The sequence below is a fragment of the Acinetobacter sp. ACNIH2 genome, from assembly GCF_002934965.1.
Lineage (GTDB): Bacteria > Pseudomonadota > Gammaproteobacteria > Pseudomonadales > Moraxellaceae > Acinetobacter > Acinetobacter tandoii.
Genome location: NZ_CP026412.1, coordinates 3,476,717 through 3,496,258 on the forward strand (window position 1 = coordinate 3,476,717; position 19,542 = coordinate 3,496,258).

General features: G+C 40.6%; 16 protein-coding genes. 12 read left to right on the forward strand and 4 right to left on the reverse strand.

The genetic code is table 11. The features are described from left to right. The 7 genes from C3F34_RS16530 to C3F34_RS16560 all read left to right on the forward strand — a co-directional run bounded on the left by C3F34_RS16530 (position 1) and on the right by C3F34_RS16560 (position 5,353). Positions 1–912 carry an alpha/beta fold hydrolase gene (locus C3F34_RS16530; protein ID WP_044740753.1) on the forward strand — a complete coding sequence of 304 codons (912 nt, stop codon included), beginning with the start codon at positions 1–3 and terminating at the stop codon, positions 910–912. A 28-nt stretch (positions 913–940) separates the two neighbouring features. Continuing rightward, positions 941–1,618, forward strand: coding sequence for a ribulose-phosphate 3-epimerase (rpe, locus tag C3F34_RS16535; protein ID WP_104442127.1), 678 nt, complete (start codon positions 941–943; stop codon positions 1,616–1,618). A 28-nt stretch (positions 1,619–1,646) separates the two neighbouring features. After that, the gene (hemE, locus tag C3F34_RS16540; RefSeq protein WP_104442128.1) at positions 1,647–2,711 is read left to right on the forward strand and encodes a uroporphyrinogen decarboxylase; all 1,065 of its coding nucleotides are present in this window, start codon (positions 1,647–1,649) and stop codon (positions 2,709–2,711) included. A gap of 19 nt (positions 2,712–2,730) precedes the next feature. Beyond that, positions 2,731–3,168, forward strand: a complete 438-nt coding sequence (locus C3F34_RS16545; protein ID WP_052662146.1) for a MarR family winged helix-turn-helix transcriptional regulator — start codon at positions 2,731–2,733, stop codon at positions 3,166–3,168. A 204-nt stretch (positions 3,169–3,372) separates the two neighbouring features. Continuing rightward, positions 3,373–3,864, forward strand: coding sequence for a MarR family winged helix-turn-helix transcriptional regulator (locus C3F34_RS16550; RefSeq protein WP_016167964.1), 492 nt, complete (start codon positions 3,373–3,375; stop codon positions 3,862–3,864). A gap of 2 nt (positions 3,865–3,866) precedes the next feature. Further along, positions 3,867–4,205, forward strand: a complete 339-nt coding sequence (locus tag C3F34_RS16555) for a DUF6616 family protein (protein WP_044740694.1) — start codon at positions 3,867–3,869, stop codon at positions 4,203–4,205. A gap of 347 nt (positions 4,206–4,552) precedes the next feature. Next, positions 4,553–5,353 (forward strand): MBL fold metallo-hydrolase, encoded by an 801-nt coding sequence (locus tag C3F34_RS16560; protein WP_044740693.1) that lies wholly within the window; start codon positions 4,553–4,555, stop codon positions 5,351–5,353. A 490-nt stretch (positions 5,354–5,843) separates the two neighbouring features. Here the strand turns inward: C3F34_RS16560 and C3F34_RS16565 are convergent, their stop codons facing one another. Further along, a complete protein-coding gene (locus C3F34_RS16565) occupies positions 5,844–9,323 on the reverse strand; it encodes an indolepyruvate ferredoxin oxidoreductase family protein (protein ID WP_104442129.1) in 3,480 nt (1,159 codons plus the stop codon). Between the two features lie 203 nt (positions 9,324–9,526). Here C3F34_RS16565 and C3F34_RS16570 point away from each other — a divergent pair, with 203 nt between their 5' ends. Next, on the forward strand, positions 9,527–10,465 hold the full coding sequence (locus C3F34_RS16570) for a LysR family transcriptional regulator (protein ID WP_016167960.1): 939 nt from the start codon (positions 9,527–9,529) through the stop codon (positions 10,463–10,465). Positions 10,466–10,638: 173 nt separating this feature from the next. Here the strand turns inward: C3F34_RS16570 and C3F34_RS16575 are convergent, their stop codons facing one another. Genes C3F34_RS16575 through C3F34_RS16585 form a run of 3 tightly spaced genes read right to left on the reverse strand, consistent with a single transcriptional unit; the run spans position 10,639 to position 16,507 of the window. Beyond that, positions 10,639–12,096, reverse strand: a complete 1,458-nt coding sequence (locus C3F34_RS16575; protein WP_416333064.1) for an efflux transporter outer membrane subunit — start codon at positions 12,094–12,096, stop codon at positions 10,639–10,641. Between the two features lie 13 nt (positions 12,097–12,109). Then, positions 12,110–15,286, reverse strand: a complete 3,177-nt coding sequence (locus tag C3F34_RS16580) for an efflux RND transporter permease subunit (protein WP_104442130.1) — start codon at positions 15,284–15,286, stop codon at positions 12,110–12,112. A 6-nt stretch (positions 15,287–15,292) separates the two neighbouring features. Then, entirely contained in the window at positions 15,293–16,507 is a 1,215-nt protein-coding gene (locus tag C3F34_RS16585) for an efflux RND transporter periplasmic adaptor subunit (protein WP_104442131.1), read from the reverse strand. A 194-nt stretch (positions 16,508–16,701) separates the two neighbouring features. Between C3F34_RS16585 and C3F34_RS16590 the strand changes: the two genes are divergently transcribed. From C3F34_RS16590 to C3F34_RS16605, 4 genes are all read left to right on the forward strand, one after another. Next, complete coding sequence (locus tag C3F34_RS16590; RefSeq protein ID WP_104442132.1) at positions 16,702–17,733, forward strand: LysR family transcriptional regulator; 1,032 nt, start codon at positions 16,702–16,704, stop codon at positions 17,731–17,733. Positions 17,734–17,782: 49 nt separating this feature from the next. After that, positions 17,783–17,980 carry a hypothetical protein gene (locus C3F34_RS16595; protein ID WP_104442133.1) on the forward strand — a complete coding sequence of 66 codons (198 nt, stop codon included), beginning with the start codon at positions 17,783–17,785 and terminating at the stop codon, positions 17,978–17,980. A gap of 192 nt (positions 17,981–18,172) precedes the next feature. After that, positions 18,173–19,381 carry an alkane 1-monooxygenase gene (locus tag C3F34_RS16600; RefSeq protein ID WP_044740686.1) on the forward strand — a complete coding sequence of 403 codons (1,209 nt, stop codon included), beginning with the start codon at positions 18,173–18,175 and terminating at the stop codon, positions 19,379–19,381. Continuing rightward, positions 19,378–19,542 carry a rubredoxin gene (locus C3F34_RS16605; RefSeq protein WP_044740685.1) on the forward strand — a complete coding sequence of 55 codons (165 nt, stop codon included), beginning with the start codon at positions 19,378–19,380 and terminating at the stop codon, positions 19,540–19,542. The genes C3F34_RS16600 and C3F34_RS16605 overlap by 4 nt, the downstream gene beginning before the upstream one ends.

A 19,542-nucleotide genomic window follows, 5' to 3' on the forward strand; every position in this document is an offset into this window, starting at 1 on the left:
ATGATGAGCTTAACTTCTAAAGTTTTACCTGCTATAGAGCGTGAATTCACGATGAATGTGAATGGCTTGGACTTAGCAGTGAAAACTTGGGGGGATGAAAAAAATCCCCCAATTCTAGCAATACATGGGTGGTTGGACAATTGTGCATCATTCTCACGAATAGCTCCCTACTTAGATCACTACTATGTTGTGGCTCCTGACCTAGCTGGACACGGTAAATCAGATCATAGAAAACCAAATCACGCATATTACTTATGGGATTATGCAATTGATTTATCTATCTTTGTCAGAAAAATGGGGTGGAACAGTTATTCTATTTTGGCTCATTCAATGGGTACGGGTGTTGCATCAATTTTAAATACCATTAGTAAAGGAATAAAACGCATAGTTTTCATTGATGGTATGGGAGCTCCTTTTACTGTCTCGGCTGAAGATGTCGTACGGCATTTGAAAACATCACTTCGACTCTCTGAAATGGCACATTTGACCAAACTCAACGGTTTTTCAGAAAAGAACCAACCTCTGTTTTCAAGTATGGAAGTTGCAGTGAAAACCCGCCAGAAAGTAGTTGGTGGATTTATCTCTTTAGACAGTGCCAGACGTCTTGCAGAACGTGATCTTCGAGCAGTCGAATCAGGCTATCGGTGGCGACATGATCCTCGACTTACTATACCCGAACCAATTCAGTTAACTGATGAACAAGCTGGTCGCTTTCTAAACCAAATTGATTGTCCTTTGACTATTCTGCTTGGAACAAACGGTTTATTTGTTGGTGATAAATTTCATTCAAAATCACAGTATTTAGCAAAAAATGCAAAAGTAAGCTGGTACGAAGGTGGTCATCACTTACATTTAGAAAACTTAAGTCACGAGATGATTTTGGATATCAAATCCTCTTTTGCAAATCATTGATAACTATTTTTATATTTAGGCTCTTTATATGAATGACATTTGGATTGCTCCCTCAATTCTAGCAGCAAATTTCGCCCGTTTAGGTGAAGAAGTGAAGTCGGTATTAGATTCTGGTGCAGATATGATTCACCTTGATATTATGGACAATCACTATGTTCCCAACTTAACCATGGGGGCCCAAGTTTGTTCTGCACTTAGATCTGAAGGAATTCAAGCACCGATCGATGTGCATTTAATGGCTTCACCCGTGGATTCCTTGATCGTTGATTTTGCAAAAGCTGGTGCAAACTATATCTCTATTCACCCTGATGCCACTGTTCATTTAGATCGTTCAATTCAGCTCATTAAAGACTTAGGATGCAAAGCTGGTTTGGTGTTCAACCCAGCTACTTCGCTTGATTCATGCAAGTACCTTATGGATAAAATCGATTTAATGCTCCTTATGTCGGTAAATCCAGGATTTGGCGGACAAAAATTTATACCTGGTGTTCTTCCTAAAATTGCTGAGGCACGAAAGTTAATCGATTCAAGTGGTCGAAATATTCGTCTTGAAGTGGACGGTGGCGTGAATGCGGGCAATATCGCTGAAATTGCTAAATGGGGCGCAGATACATTCGTAGCTGGAACGGCGATTTTCAATACTTCTAATTATCAAGAAGCTATTTCAGAAATGAAAAATGCTGCGAATCATAACCGAATTAGCTAAATCCTTATCTATATAATTAGAGTCTCAAATGACAAATTTTGCACCGCTTAAAAATACTAACTTTATTAGAGCATTACAAAAACAACCCGTAGATCGAACACCAATCTGGATGATGCGCCAAGCTGGGCGCTATCTTCCTGAATATCGAGCAGTACGTAAAATGGCAGGAAATTTCATTAATTTAATGAAAACACCTGACTATGCAACTGAAGTAACTTTGCAGCCTATTCGACGTTATGATTTAGATGCAGCAATTGTATTTTCTGATATTTTGACTATTCCTGATGCAATGGGTTTAGGTTTATATTTTGAAGAAAATCATGGACCTAAATTCAAAAACCCTATACGTTCTGAACAAGCAATCAATAATTTAGAGATTCCTTCCCAAGAATCTTTATCTTACGTATATCAAACAGTCAGCCAATGTCGTCATGAGCTCAATGGTCAAGTTCCACTGATTGGTTTTTCTGGTAGTCCGTGGACATTAGCCTGTTACATGATTGAGGGACAGGGTTCAAAAGATTTTATAACGATAAAAAGTGTGCTTTATAGCAACCCGAAAATCTTACATCAATTACTAGAAAAAAATGCCAAAGCCGTTGTACAGCATCTTAAATGTCAGGTGGAGGCTGGCGCACAGGCCATCATGATTTTTGATACGTGGGGAGGGTTACTAAGTCGAGCTGCTTATCAAGAATTTTCTCTCAGGTACATTACCTTTATTTTAGATAGTTTAAAAAAACAGTTAGGTGTGCGTTCAGTTCCTTCAATTGTCTTTACAAAAGGAGGTGGTCAATGGCTTGAAGAAATGGCAGGATGTGGAGCTGATGCTTTAGGACTCGACTGGATGACTGATCTGGATTTAGCACGTCAGCGAGTGGGTTCTAAAGTTGCCTTGCAGGGTAATCTCGACCCCGCAGTATTACTTGCCCATGATTCTGTAATTCAAAACGAAGTGAATAAAGTCATGACATCTTTTTATGGAAAACAAAAAGATGATACAGGTTTTGTGTTTAACTTGGGGCATGGAATTTCGAAGGAAACAAACCCAGATTCGGTGTCCGTGTTAATTGAGGCTGTTCATCGTTTTTAATTTTTTCAGGACATAACAGATGAGTTCGATGCTAGATACATTTAATTTTGACAAAATGCTCTGTTTTACACTGTATTCGACGACGAATGCTATGATGCGAAACTACACCAAACCATTATCTGAACTTGGAATAACATATCCTCAACTTTTGGTGTTGGCTGCTCTTTGGAATCAAAATCACTTGTCATCTAGCGAATTGAGTGAACAAACGCTGTTTGATCTTGGTTCACTTACCCCAATCATAAAACGACTTGAAAAAGCGGGTTTTGTCGTTGTATCAGTGGACACGCTCGACCGTCGTCGAAAATATATTTCATTAACTGAATCTGGTCAGAATTTAAAAGATCCTGTTGCGAAAATCTTCCAAGATACTAAGTGCAAACTCAATCTGAATGAAAATGAAGTGGATTCGACTTTAAAGGTCTGTGCAAAAATTAAATATGAACTCAAACTTTAGATAAGTGAATGGTATAAAACCCATTGTTTATGGGGCTTAGGAGAATCATATCTCATGTTTTTCCTAGCGATTCAGAGGCATGTAGGTTTTGTATTATGTCGAAAAGACCTATTAAATTAATTTTTGTTTAACTCAAATCTAATATTGACAATATTACATAGATATTAATATAGTTAGCCAGCTTACTATTTTGTGACTAACTAAATGCCTCTTGATAAAAAATACCAAGTGCTTCTAAGTGAAGCAAATAAACGTCAACTTCCTGATATTAAAAGTATTGAGCTGTGCTTTTTGACACTTTCTCTTGCTTCACATATAGATAAAGATTGTGCAGACCAACTCTCTATCCATGGTTTATCTGAAGGACGGTTTATTTTGTTATTTTTACTTGATGCAGCAAATCAAGAAATAGCACCGAAGACTTTAGCTGAGCAAGCAGGTATCACCCGATCAACAGTTACAGGTCTACTTGATGGTTTAGAGCGTGAAGGGTTGGTAGAACGACATGCTGATACGGAAGACCGCCGTGCTCTCAAAGTTAGACTTACATTGAAAGGGGAGTCTATGGCTAAAAATGTATTTGATCAGCATAGCCGTTGGATTGCAAAAATATTTGGGAATTTATCTACACAAGAGCACAAACAGTTAACCCAATTATTAACAAAGGTTTCCAATAATCTTCATCACAAGGAATAATTATGAATCAGTATTTGATCGAACTCTATACCCCTAATTCAGCTTGGAAAGCATTATCATTAGATGAGCGTACCCAATATTTAAATAATGTTGGAGCTGCGATGGGCAAATTATCAGACCTTGGTGTTAAAGCATTAACACTCACACAAATTGACTCTAATATCGATCAAACTAGCGAGCATCAATTTTTAGGAATTTGGCATTTCCCTAACGAAGAAATTCGTGATGTGTTGCTTGCTGGTATTAAAGCGAGTGGTTGGTATGACTATTTCAACCATGTTAATGCTGCTGGCAAGGAAACTAGCTTTTCTGAACATATTACGGCACTGTCCAATATTTAACTTTAGAAAAAAATTAATGATCTAGTTTAATATCATAAATATACCTATATGCTTTCACAATAAAGCCACTCCAGATTATTAATTATGGAGTGGCTAAATCGGGGAGGACAATTCCTCTGTGTCCAATGAAATTCCTCACCCAAACTGCATTTAGTGGAGTCAAATTGGGTATCCGTTGAGAGCGAGGATTGATCTTATCAACTTTGACATAAGTTCACTTCACATGGACAAAGTCAGTTTTTGTTTAATTTAGTAAAATATAACCCAAAAGCGTTATTGCACCATTTGGTAAACTCATTGTAAGGTCATATCTCGACTTTATAGCAATAAAACTGACAGACTTTACAATGAACATTCATCATTTACGTAGTGCCACTTTTATCATTGAAACTGGGAATAATTTTATTCTTATTGACCCAATGTTAGGTAAAAAAGGTTCTCTCCCTGCATTTTCCTATGTGAAATTTAAGGCTGAGAAAAATCCGTTGGTTGAACTTCCCGACAATGCAGCGGAACTTTTAGGGAAAGTCACGCATTGTTTTATTACGCACAGCCAAACCTTTAATATCAGAGCATTCCAGCATACCGATCATTTAGATCGAACTGGAGAGAAGTTTTTAGCGGATAAACAAATTCCTGTATATACGTTTAGCCATGATGCACCTTACCTGAAAAATCTGGGTCTAAATGTTCAGGCTGGAATTGAGCATTGGAAAGAAATCCAGTTTTTGGGTGGTCGGCTCGTTGCTATCCCTGCTAAGCATGGGCATGGTTGGATCAGTAAATTTATGGCAAATGGTTGTGGCTTTTTCCTAGATCTACCGAATGAACCATCAATTTATATCAGTGGTGATACCGTGCTCACTGAGGATGTTAAAACTGCGATTTTTCAGTTTAATCCAGATATTACTGTTGTGGCAGCAGGCGAAGCACAAATGGATGTTGGGAAACCCATCTTAATGACTGAAAGTGAAGTCAGAAAATTTATCCAACTTTCCCCAAAACATGTGATTGCAAATCACTTTGAGGCGTTAAATCACTGCCCAGTGAAAAGAGCTGATATTCAAAATCTTGTTGCTGAAATTGGGGAAAAAGATCGTGTCTATATTCCTGATGATGGACAAACTCTGAGTTTTCATCTGAACTAGTACATCAGCGAATACGAAAACCATAGCCGATGTTTATACAATTCAAAATGACATCAATGTTCGCAATGGAAAAGATGTAGATAATGATAAAAGTGCTCAACAGGTCGCTAGGGAAAATTTTTTCTTTAGCGCATTTATATTTATTTGAGTTATGTAAGCTAGAGCCACGTTTAGGGTATTTAACTTATGCTCACCGAGGGGCTAGTTCATCAATAATTTTTAAATTTATCTATAACTTCCAATATCTTATTCATATAAATTATTTGTTTAATAACCGTTATGGCTTATAAACCTGACGAATGTATTTGAGAAGATTTCTTAAATTTCATCGCAGCTAAGTCGTGATTATTTAGAGAACCTCTACATTGTATTTATGCTCGCTGTTAGATCATAAATATAAAGTAGCTGAACCTGATCAATATAAGCTTAGTATGAATATAAGCTAAGTTTGATCCTGTATCAGCTACTTGTTGATAAACACTTATTCCTGTTATTGATCAGCTTTACGAAGACTCAATGAAAGTTGATCCCAACGTTGTATTGCGGTTTCCATTGCTTGCATTTTGACATGGCCAAAACCACGTACATCTGCTGGTAATTGAGCGATTTTCTCTGCCACAGATAAGTCATATTTTTCAGGTGCAGAACTAATCGCTTTGACAAATGCGATATAACGATCACGCCACGCATGTTCTTTTTGACGTTCTTGCTGTAAAGCAAATGGATCAAGGAATGTTTCTCTAAGCCACTGTAGTCGACCAAGAATCATCATTGGAATACGCATCCAATAGCCGAAAGCACGTTTGCGTATAGCACCATGAGCACCCAAAGCAGGAGGAGCTAAGTGATAGGTTAAACGTAACCCTTGACCAAACTGTGCTTCGATTGATTGTTTAAAACTTTTTCCTGTGAGTAAGCGTGCAACTTCATATTCATCTTTATAGGCCATGACTCTATAGAGCTGTGTCGCAATTGTTTCAGCGAGTTCTTCAGGCAATACTTTGGCTGCTTGTTCAGCATGATTTCGATACTGCGTTGCATAATCATCATTCCAATACTCGACCAGACGCGCAGAACGATCTTCAACGAGTTCAGCCAACGTAGTTGGTTTACGCGTTGTTGGTATCGTTGCAATAATGTTTTTTATCAAGTCAGGATTGCTAATCAAATGGCAACCAATGCGGAAAGCTTCAAGGTTTTTTTCAGTAGCTGTACCATTTAGGTGAATTGCCTTTTCAATACTTTCACGTTTCAACGGAATCTGACCTGCTTGCCAAGCCATGCCAAGTAAAATCTGATTTGCAAATATTGCATCACCTAGTACTTGTGTGGCAATACGTGTTACAGGTAAAGATATTAGTTTACCTTGTGTCGTCCGACCACGAAGTCGCTGAATTAAATCAGTAATTGGTGCATACCAGTCACGCGACTCAAGGAAAGCAGAAGTAGGGGAACCATCTTCATTCACGATGACAACAGCATCCGCTTTTAAACGTGAAAGTGCTGCATTACTTCCTGCAACAATGGCATCTGCACCGATTAAAACATCACATTGACCCGCAGGAATTTTGGTTGCAGAGATTTGATCATCTTCTGTCGCAAGCTGTATGTAGGAATAAACTGTACCACCTTTTTGAGCAAGTCCAGCCATATCCATAATACGTGCTGCTTTATTCTCCAAATGTGCAGCCATACCAAGTAAAGCACCTGCGGTCACTACGCCTGTACCACCAATACCACCAACCATAATGCGGATGGGTTGTTGATCTAACTCTGGGATGATTGGCTTTTCTGGCCAGCCAGCTTCTATACCTTTAAATACTTCTGGGCTTTTTATGTCGCGGGTATGTACGGTCACAAAACTTGGACAGAAACCTTCGACACATGAGAAGTCTTTGTTACAACTACTTTGATTGATTTGACGTTTTGTTCCTAACGCCGTTTCAATAGGTTCGATAGATAAACAATTGGACTTTTTAGAACAGTCCCCACAACCTTCACAAATCTCACTATTAATAAAAACTCGCTCTGCAACATCTGGATAAGCATTACGTTTACGACGACGGCGTTTTTCACTGGCACAGGTTTGAACATAAATTAATGCTGTAACACCAGAAATTTCACGTAATTTGCGCTGAACATCATCTAATTCATTTCTATGGTAAATCTCAACATGAGACGCTATACCTTCTTCAGCATGAATCAATTCAGGTTCATCTGTGACGATCACTTGTTTTGTGATGCCTTCTGCATCAAGTTGTCGTGTTAGTTGTGCCACGCTAAGATGACCATCGACATGCTGTCCACCCGTCATTGCCACTGCATCGTTATAGAGAATTTTGTAGGTCATATTGAGTTTTGCAGCAATCGCTTGGCGGATAGCCAGATAGCCTGAATGGAAATAGGTTCCATCGCCTAGATTGGCAAAAATATGCTTTTCATTGGTGAAATGGGAAGCACCAGCCCAACTTACGCCTTCGCCGCCCATTTGTGAGAATGTTTCTGTTCCATGATTCTGTAACACGGCAATATAATGACAACCGATCCCGCCCAGTGCGCGACTACCTTCGGGTAACTTAGTTGATGAGTTGTGAGGGCAGCCACTACAAAAGAAAGGTTTGCGTTCTGCGATATCTAAAACATGCTGTGACGCTTGCTCTGCTTTTTGCAATAGCTCAACTTTATTCTGAATGTGCGTTTTTAAACTTTCTGGAATATCTAATTTTAAGAACCGAGCTGCCAACATTTTTGCAATAGGTTCAGGTTGGAACTCATAATGGCCAATCAAAGGGGCTTCATCAATCGATGTACTCCATTCACCTTTACCATCACAGGCTTTACCAATGATCCGAGGGCGTTTGCCATCTGGAAGTGCATAGAGTTCATCTTTAATTTGTGCTTCCAGAATTGGGCGTTTTTCCTCTACAACAATCAGTTCTTCTAAACCTTCAGCAAATTCATGTAGACCTTGTGGTTCCAAGGGCCAAATTAAAGCAACTTGATACACTCGAAGACCAAGTTGCTCGGCTGTTTCACCTTCAATACCTAAAATACGTAAGGCTTCGATGGTATCTAAATAACCTTTACCACTTGCAACAATACCAATACGTGCATCAGGACAATGCCACGTCACCTGATTCAGTTCATTTTCACGGGCATAAGCCAATACAGCGGGTAAACGATATTTATAAAGACGCTCTTCTTGTTGAATGCCATGATCTGGCCAACGTATGTTGACACCATCTTCTGGCATTTGCATATTTTGGGGTAATACGGGAGTAACGCGATCTAAATCAACATGAACAGAAGCAGAGGTTTCAACAATTTCACTGACCAGTTTCATTGAAGTCCATACCCCAGCAAAGCGTGACATTGCGATGGCATGAACACCTAAATCAAGAATTTGTTGTATGGACGTTGGATAAAAAATTGGAATGCCACAGCCAATCATCACGTGTTCTGACTGGTGCGGCACAGTTGATGATTTACAAGAATGATCATCACCAAAGAAGGCAACCACACCGCCTAACTCTGATGTTCCTGCAAGATTGGCATGACGGAAAACATCTCCAGAACGATCTACACCCGGACCTTTACCATACCACCAAGCAGTCACGCCATCATATTTACCTTGACCTGTGAGGTTTGCTTGTTGGGTACCCCAAATTGCAGTAGCAGCGAGATCTTCATTTACGCCAGGTTGAAAAACCACATGATGGTCTTTGAGTATGCCTTCAACTTGCCAGAGAAAATTATCATAGTTTCCGACAGGGGAACCTCGATAACCTGAAATAAAACCAGCAGTATGATAACCGTTTAAAGTATCCCGCCGTGTTTGCGCAAGTGGTAAACGCACCATTGCCTGAATACCTGTCATGTAAGCAGTACCGTCATCACTTAGATATTTATCATCAAGTGATACATCCTTTGTTGGAATCTTATGTGGAGTAAATTTTGTCGCTATATTCATTTATTTCTCCTTGGAATTTTGTAGTTCGAGCTACTTTATTTTCTCAACATCCCGTTGAATATTTGGAGTAAATGACATACTCGGAAAAAGGTTGATCAGTTTGTTCAGAACACAAAAAACTGCTCAATGTATGTACATTAATGTCATTGTGATTGATCCAGACTGGTGCAACAATGCGTAATTAAGCAAAAGATATTTACGTTATGCGCAAAAATCTTGATGGTGGATTACTCCATGCAATGCAAGCTTTCCTGAAAGTCATTGATAGTGGAAGCTTTACAGCCGCCGCAGAGCAGATGGAACTGACAACAGCGCAAGTGTCGCGACTCATTAGTGAGTTAGAAGGGCGTTTAGGAACAAAATTACTACAACGAACCACGAGGCAACACGCATTGACCGATATTGGTGCAACTTATGCAGAGCAATGTCGTCATGTACTCGCAATGGTGGAAGAAGCCGAAACTCAAGCAATGGGAAGGGCAACTAAACCTCAGGGACGGTTACGTGTGTTGAGTATGGCCAGTTTTGGTCATCATTATGTATCTCCGACGATGGCGGAGTTCTGTCAAACCTATCCAGAACTGACAGTGGAATATCGTACTTCACAGAATGTACCAGACCTTTTAGGTAAAGGAATTGACGTTAGTTTATATCTCGCGGAATCTTTGGCTGATTCACGCTTTGTTGCTCGTCAAATTGGGACAATATTTTCATTACTTTGTGCATCACCAACCTATTTAGAAAAATATGGTGAGCCAAAATCATTAGATGATTTACAAAAACATGCATGTTTAAGATTGGTAAATCCCTCAATTACACCGCAATGGCATCTTATCAGTGAAAAAAGTTGCTCGTATCAAATTGATATTACGGGACCATTGATTGCAGATACACCGGAACTGTTACTGGACATGGTACAACAAGACATGGGTATTGCATTGCTTCCGACCTTTACTGTAATTGAAGCGGTACGTACTGGACGATTACGCCGTGTTTTATCAGATTGGAGATCGCCTGATATTGGCGTTTATACCTTAATACCATCACGTCATTTTATTGATGCTAAAACAAGAGCATGGTTAACATGGGTTGAGCAGCATATTTCGCCAAAAATTCAGAGTGATACGGACTTTTTTTTATAATCTGAACTGGCCATGAAGACCATACGAATGAAGACATGATGTACAGGCTTTATGGCCGATAAAAACACAATCCGTTGGGACTGTTTTATGGTGCTGGTGCAATTTGAATAGCTTAGGTATGAATGAGCATATTACCCATTCATACCCGTAAGTCTGATCGGTTGCGGTAAAACTTAGGTTTGATCCTGAGTTGTCAAACCACCTCCTAATGCTCGAATTAAGTCCACACTTGCAATTATTCTGCTACCTTTGAGTTGTATCGCCAATTGCTCTTGCTGAAGAACAGTGCGGTCAGAATCTATAACGTCTAAATAACTCACCACACCTTCACGATAACGCAGATGTAAAAGTTTATTGGCATGACGTGAAGCAATCAGGGCTTGCGTTTGAGTATTCATTTGTTGATCCAGAATACGTTGATCCGTCAGCCCATTTTCAACCTCACGAAATGCATTCAGTACAGTTTGTCGATAATTGGCAACGCTTTCTTCATAGGCCGCTCTGGCCTGTGCGACGCCTGCTTTACGTTGACCACCATCAAATAAAGGTAAGGATAAAATTGTCCCTGCGATAGGTCCCAGCAAGAAAGTGCGACTCGACCATTGCGCTAAATCTCCAAGCGTTGAAGACTCATAGCCCAGTGCTCCAGTAAGACTAAGTCGTGGGAAAAAAGCAGCACGTGCAATACCAATTCGGGCATTATCCGCCGCCATAGCACGTTCAGCAGCGGCAACATCAGGACGTCTTTCAAGAAGACTAGAAGGTAAACCTGCAGGTACTTGAATGGTATTAATCGTTAAGCTTTGCTGCGCCAAATTAAACTCCGCAGGTGTCTTGCCTAATAACACGGCAAGCGCATGTTCTGTATTTGCTCGTTGACGCATAAGACTCAATAAACCAGTCTGTGCTGTAGACAATTCCGTTTGTGCACGAAATACATCCATTTCACTGACGGCTCCATTTTTAAAACGAGCTTGCATTAAATCGCGTGATTCAGTCAGCAATTTAATCATTCGTTCATAAATGATTTGTTCCGTATCAAGCTGGCGGATCTGAAAATAATTTTGCGCGACATCAGCTTGTAAAGCTAAAAGTGCAGAGTGATATAAGGCTTCTTGTTGCTGCGTGTCTGCTGTTGCTGCATTGACACTACTTGCAATACGACCAAATAAGTCTAACTCATAGGATACATTTGCCTGCGCACGCCATAACGTCTGGGCGGAGGTATCCGCATTCGCATCAAGCCCCTGAGATGCAGGTGAAAGTTTTTGTCGGGCTGGACCAAAGCCCGCACCTATACTCGGCAATTGTTCAGCCTTTGCCGCGGATTTCAAAGCACGTGATGCTTGAACATTTGCAGCAATTGCTTTTAAGTTTTGGTTTTCACGAATGGCTTGTTGCTCAAGTGCATTCAGTTGAGCATCTTGAAAACTAAGCCACCATTCACCTCTGGAGGCTGCATCACTCGGTTGTGCTATTTTCCAGTTTTCATTTTCTTGTAAGGGGTTGGCTTCTTTAAATTGTAATGGAATGACAACCCTTTCTGGTTCATATTGTGGTGCCAGTGAGCAGCCTGCGAGCAGCAGACTTCCCATGAGCGAGGACATTAACCAGATCTGTTTTTTAGGCATGATCATATCGTCCTTATGAGTGATTTGGATTGATTGGAGCTTCATGCGGACTGGCTGAATGCAGCTTATGTCCACGGTTTAAAGTCCGAATGAGTACATAGAAGGCAGGGGTCAGGAATAAGCCAAAGAAGGTAACCCCGATCATGCCTGAGAATACGGCAACGCCCATTGCATGACGCATTTCTGCGCCCGCACCTGTAGAAGTCACAAGGGGAACAACACCCATAATGAATGCAATTGAAGTCATTAGAATTGGGCGTAAACGTAAACGGCTCGCTTCAACTGCTGCTTTAAATGCGGTCATGCCTTGCATTTCAAGTTCTCTAGCAAATTCCACAATCAAAATCGCGTTTTTACAGGCCAGTCCCACCAGTACCATTAAGCCGATTTGCGTGAAGATATTGTTATCACCATTAGTCAGCCACACCCCTGTAAGCGCAGCTAAAATCCCCATCGGTACAATAAGAATCACAGCCAGTGGTAGAGTTAAACTTTCATACTGCGCAGCCAAAACTAAAAATACCAACAATACGCTAATCGGGAAGACCCATAGCCCAGCGTTGCCTGCCAGAATTTTCTGGTAGGTTAAATCTGTCCATTCAAATTTAATTCCACGCGGTAAGGTTTGAGCGGCAATGCGTTCTGCAGCAGCTTCTGCCTGACTAGATGAATAACCAGCAGCAGGGCCACCATTAATATCCGCAGCAGTATATCCGTTATAACGTACGGCCATTTCTGGACCATAAGTTTGTATGACATTCACCAGAGAAGATAAAGGCACCATCTGCCCAGCACTGTTGCGGGTTTTTAATTGCAAAATATTCTCTGGATTTGCACGAAATGGGGCATCAGCTTGTGCACGTACCTGATAAACACGTCCAAAACGGTTAAAGTCATTTACATATTGTGAGCCCAGATAAATTTGCATGGTGTTAAATACATCTGTAACAGCAACACCTTGTTGCTTGGCTTTAACACGATCGAGGTCTACGTTTAACTGCGGTACATTAATTTGATAGCTTGAAAACATTGGACCGAGTTCGGGTGCGGCTTGTGCTGCTTTCATAAAGTTCTGTGCAGCGTCATTTAATGCGGAATAACCCAATGCGCTGCGGTCTTCAAGCTGCATTTTGAAACCACCCACTGTGCCGAGTCCCATTACTGGTGGCGGTGGGAAAACAGCAATATAGGCTTCTTGTATGGCAGCATATTTTTGGTTTAAAGCACCCGCAATCGCATTGGCTGAAAGCTCTTTGCTTTTACGCTCTTCAAAAGGTTTTAGTGTGACAAAAACAATGCCTGCACTGGAACTGTTGGTAAAACCATTAATCGATAAGCCGGGAAAGGCAATTGCACTTTCAACACCAGGTTGTTTTAACGCAGTATCACTCATTTTTCGAATGACGGCTTCAGTACGGTCTAAAGAGGCACCATTCGGTAATTGCGCAAAACTAATCAGATACTGTTTGTCCTGAGCAGGAACAAATCCACCGGGCACAATATAGGAAATACCAATGGTTAAACCGAGTAGAATGGCATAAACGCCCATCGCTGAGGTTTTATGCGAAATCACCCGACTTACACCAAGACCATATTGATCTGACGCACGTGAGAATAGGCGGTTAAATGCCTTAAAAAATCGCCCAAAGACTCGGTTCATGCCTCGTGTTAAAGCATCGGGCTTAGCATCATGACCTTTCAGCAAGATTGCAGCTAAAGCAGGGGATAACGTAAGTGAGTTAAATGCCGAAATGACCGTTGAAATCGCAATGGTCATGGCAAACTGTTTATAAAATTGACCTGTTAAACCTGTCATAAAGGCTAGCGGGACAAATACTGCACACAGCGTTAATGCAATGGCAATAATCGGTCCACTTACTTCACGCATGGCACGGTAGGTTGCATCCCTTGGACTGAGTCCAGCTTCAATATTCCGCTCGACATTTTCCACCACCACAATCGCATCATCGACCACAATACCAATCGCAAGGACCATCCCGAACAGCGAAAGTGCATTAATGGAATAGCCAAAGGCTAGCATTAATGCAAATGTACCAATAATAGACACAGGCACTGCAAGTAAAGGAATAATCGAAGCACGCCATGTTTGCAGGAATAAAATTACCACCACGACAACCAGTGCAATTGCTTCTAGCAAAGTACTGACAACCGCTTTAATACTTGCGCGAACGAACTGAGTTGGATCGTAAACAATTTCATACTTCACCGATGAAGGAAAATCTTTAGACAATTCCTGCATGGTGTCACGGACTTGCTCAGACACTTGCAGTGCATTCGCACCCGGTGCTTGGAAAATTGGAATGGCAACCGCTTGTTTATTATCAAGTAATGAACGCAAACCGTATTGCGATGCTGCAAGCTCAACACGGGCAACATCACCCAAACGAGTTACCGCACCGTCTGGATCTGTTTTTAAAATGATATCGGAGAATTCTTGCTCTGTACTTAAACGACCTTGTGCATTTACCGAAAGCTGAAGCGGAGCATTACTTGGAGATGCACCGATGGTTCCTGCGGCAACCTGAATATTTTGCTCACGAATGGCACTGACAATTTCACTTGCCGTTAAATTACGCGCAGAGATTTTCTGTGGATCGAGCCAGATCCGCATAGAATAATCCCCAGAACCAAATAAACCGACTTCACCCACACCTTGCAAACGTGCTAAACGGTCTTTGACATTCAGCACCGCATAGTTGCGTAAGTAGGTCATGTCGTAACGATTATCTGGCGAAGTTAAATGCACCACCATGGTTAAGTTGGAAGAGCTTTTCAGGGTCGTCACCCCTAAACGCTGAACATCTTCGGGTAAACGTGGCAAAGCCTGTGATACCCGATTTTGTACCAGTTGTTGTGCTTTATCTGGATCCACCCCAAGTTTAAAGCTCACAGTAACGGTTAAATTACCATCGCTATTGGCTTGAGATTGCATATACAACATGTCTTCAACGCCGTTGATCGATTCTTCAAGCGGAGAAGCCACGGTTTCAGCAATCACTTTAGGGTTTGCACCTGGATACTGTGCACGCACAACCACAGAAGGTGGAACAACTTCTGGATATTCAGAAATAGGCAGTTTAAAAACTGACAATATCCCCGCTAATACAATCAGGACTGATAGCACACCTGCAAAGATCGGCCGATCAATAAAAAATTTAGAGATATTCATATGAGATTAACCCGCTGCCGAATTAGCTGTGTTTTCAGTTGGCTGAGGTTGTTGCGCAGTTGAAACTTGGCTATTTGGCATGATGACTTGATGCGGTGTAACAGGATCCCCAGGTCGAATGCGCTGTAAACCATTCACGACAATCCGCTCACCTGCTTGTAGTCCGCTCTCAACAATTTGCAAGCCATTTTGAACTGTGCCCAGTTTTACTTCGCGGTACATGGTTTGGTTTTTACTATTTACAACCACGACAAAGCGTTTATCTTGATCGACCCCAATTGCGGTTGGACTAATCAAAATTGCGGCACGAGGCTGCCCACCTCCCAGTCGAATGCGAGAATACAAACCAGGAAGGAGAGACCCTTTAGGATTATCAAAAGTAGCTCGGACACGAATCGTTCCCGATGTGGTATTTAAATTATTGTCAAATGAACTAATTACACCTGTATGTGAAAAACCTTCTTCATTAGCAAGTCCCATAGATACAGGAATCTGAGCGGCATTATTTTGATCACTCAAATATTTCAGATAAGTTTGTTCATCGACATCAAAAGATGCGTATAAACGGGCAACTGACACTATACTGGTTAAAACCTGTGCACCATTACCCGCAGATACCACGTTTCCAGCCGTTATTTCGGCACGAGAGATACGACCACTGACAGGTGCAGTAATGCGGGTATATTCAAGATTTAAACGTGCTGATTCGACAGCAGCTCTGGCGGCTTGAACATTGGCACTTGCAGTGCGTGCTTCATTTTCTGCTTGTTCAAGCTCTTGGTGAGCGACAGCATTGCTTTCAATCAAACGTCGATTGCGAGATAAATTACTTGTGGAATAAGTCACTTGGGCTTCGGCCGCAGCCAGTTGTGCCTTGGCACGATTCAGCTCTGCTTGAAATGGTCGTGGGTCAATCGTAAAAAGTAAATCACCTTTTTTGACCAGACTGCCATCTTTGAAATGAACAGCGATGAGTTTGCCTGAAATTTGCGGTCGGACATCCACTTGGTCAATGGCTTCTAGGCGACCAGAATATTCTTGCCAATCGGTAATGGTTTGGCTCACAACATTTGCAACATCGACGGTCACAGCAGCTTGTGCATTTGTATCTTGTGTAGCTTTAGCATCGGCATTTTTATGTAAAAACATAAAACTACCCCCCGTAGCTAAAATAGCGACAAGCACTGCAGACAGCGTGAACTGTTTGCGGGAAATTGACATGAAAAGCTCCTATTTTTATTCGTATACCTGTTTGACGACAAATACATATCGGATGGGAGAAACAGGTGAGGTGAAGAAATCGGAGCTTAAATGTTTGTGAATTACGAATAAATATATTAAATTTGATAACACTATTCGAAAATTCATAACAATCTAATACTGAATTTCAAATGTTACTGTCTTAGGAGCAATGCGTGGATCTTTTTCATGCCATGAAAGTGTTTAATAAAGTAGTCGAAACCAACAGTTTTAGTTTGGCAGCAGATAGCTTAGGACTACCTCGTGCTTCAGTGACTACGACGATTCAGGGATTAGAAAAACATTTACAAATTCGCTTATTGAATCGAACCACGCGTAAGCTTAGTTTGACTCCTGATGGTGCTGTATATTATGAGCGCAGTGTACAAATTCTGGCTGATGTTGAGGACATTGAGTCTCACTTCCATGACACTGAGCGTGGACCACGTGGCCGTTTAAGAATTGATGTTAAAGCCTCCATAGGGCGTATGATTTTAATCCCTATGTTGTGTGATTTTCATGCGAAATATCCTGATATCGATTTAGTCATTGGGATGAATGACCGCCCTGTAGATTTAGTTCAGGATGCTGTGGATTGCGTGATTCGGATTGGTCAGCTTAAAGACTCTAGTTTAGTGGCCCGCCGTATTGGCACAGTTCAGTTTGTGACTGTTGCATCGCCAAAATATTTCGCTGAACACGGTAAACCAGAAACAATTGAAGATTTAAAGCAGCATCAGGTCGTGCAATATTTCAACAGTCGTACAGGCCGTAATATTGACTGGAATTTTGTGGTAGATGGTGAAATTCAAAGTATTTCAGTCAATGGACCAGTTTCTGTCAATGATGGTGACTCGTATATTGAACTGGCACTTCAAGGCTTTGGTTTAATTCAATGTCCTTACTTCATGGTTGCAAAACATCTGGAGTCTGGTGCACTCAAGGAAGTTCTACATCAATCTTTACCTGAACCTTTACCTATTTCTGTGGTTTATTTACAGAATCGTCATTTATCGCCTAAGGTACGTGTGTTTGTAGATTGGGTTGCTGCATTATTTGCTGAATGTCCACTACTAAGTGGATGTACCTTATCTCTGAATCAAAAATCTGAGTTTACATGTGAACAGAAAAAAGAGAATAATAACTTTACGATTCATAGCTTGCTTGAACAGCAAAATACGGCCGAGGTTTTCGCTTTAAATGTCTAATTATATAGTCTGTATATATTATGGAGATGTATTAGCTGAAAAAATCTAAATGACTAAAATCAGTTTTATTTCCCTTGCCAAAAGACTAGCAAACGGCTACCGTAAATATTCTGAAGATGTCCTCATACAACTGATTGAAACAATTCAAAATAAACCACAAGATATGAGTTGTGAGGATAATGCGAAACGTCTAATGAATATTTATTATTCAGAAACTGAAACACCACTTAAGACTGATAATGCTTGAAAATTGTAAAGCATTTTTATTTTCATAAAATTATTGATGGACTGCAGACATCATTTCCAACGTTCAAATTTCAGCTTGACTACAATGTTAAATGTCCACTAAAGAATAGATTATGTCCTTTAAAGCATCCTAAATTGGGTCATAATCAACAATCATTATACAACTCAAAGTCATACTTGATGAGGTTGTTAAATGAATGCTATTACAAAACTTACTGCAGAAGCCCCTAAATTTAAAGACAAAAAAAGAAAATTATGGATGCTTGGTTTAGTAATTCCAAATATTGCCAATGTTGCATTGCTTGGTTATCAATTTGGACCTAAAAAAACGAAAAAGCTCTTTGCTGCTGCAGGCCCCTTGGTTTTACATGGTTTAATTCCTGTACTGGATAAATACATCGGACAAGACCCTGAAAACCCACCCGAAGAGGCCATTGCTGAATTAGAAGCAGACCCGTATTACGCCAAAATTGTTAACCTATACATTCCGTTGCAATACATTGCCAATATCTATGGAAATTATATTGCCAGTAAAGAAAGTACACCCACAAGCGATCGTATTTTAATTGGTCTGACACTGGGTGTCGTCAATGGTGTAGCGATTAATACTGCCCATGAACTCAGCCATAAGTCAGGTAAATTACAACATTATTTATCTCATTTGTGCCTAGCCCCTACAGGCTATAACCACTTTCGAATTGAGCATCCTTATGGTCATCACCTCCGTGTTGCTACGCCTGAAGATCCAGCATCTTCTCAATTTGGTGAAAGCTTCTGGAAATTCTGGCCAAGAACAGTTAAAGGTAGTTTTAAATCGGCAATTCATATCGAAAAACGACGCTTAGAACGTAAAGGGCTTCCTTTTTGGTCGATTCATAATGAGTTGCTTCAAGGCTGGGCAATGTCCGCCACTTATCATGCATTGATGTTAAAATTTTTTGGCAAAAACATCATGCCGACTCAAATTACTCAAGCTTTATATGGGATTACACTTTTTGAAGCAGTGAATTATATGGAACATTATGGTCTAAAACGTCAAAAATTAGAAAATGGACGTTATGAGCGCACCATGCCAGTTCATAGCTGGAATAACAATAATCTATTCAGCAATATATTATTGTATCAATTACAGCGTCATTCCGATCATCATGCCTATCCAACTCGAAGTTATCAGGCGCTACGTCATTATGAGAATGTGCCGCAACTGTCATCTGGCTATGCCAGCTTATTTTTACAAGTCTTTATTCCACCATTTTGGTTTAGTATTATGGATAAACAGGTAATTCAATTTTATCAAGGTGATATTCACAAAATAAATGTATATGCACCCGAACAAAAAAAGATTTTAGAAAAATATGCAGATGACTTCACAGATGCCACACAAGAGGTCACAGTTTCATGAAACGTTATCAATGCATTGTTTGTGGATGGATCTATGATCAAGCTCATGGTATACCAGAAGAGGGAATTGCAGCAGGAACTGCTTGGGAAGATATTCCTGAAAGTTGGACGTGTCCTGACTGTGGTGTTTCAAAGTCTGATTTCGAAATGGTAGAAATTTAA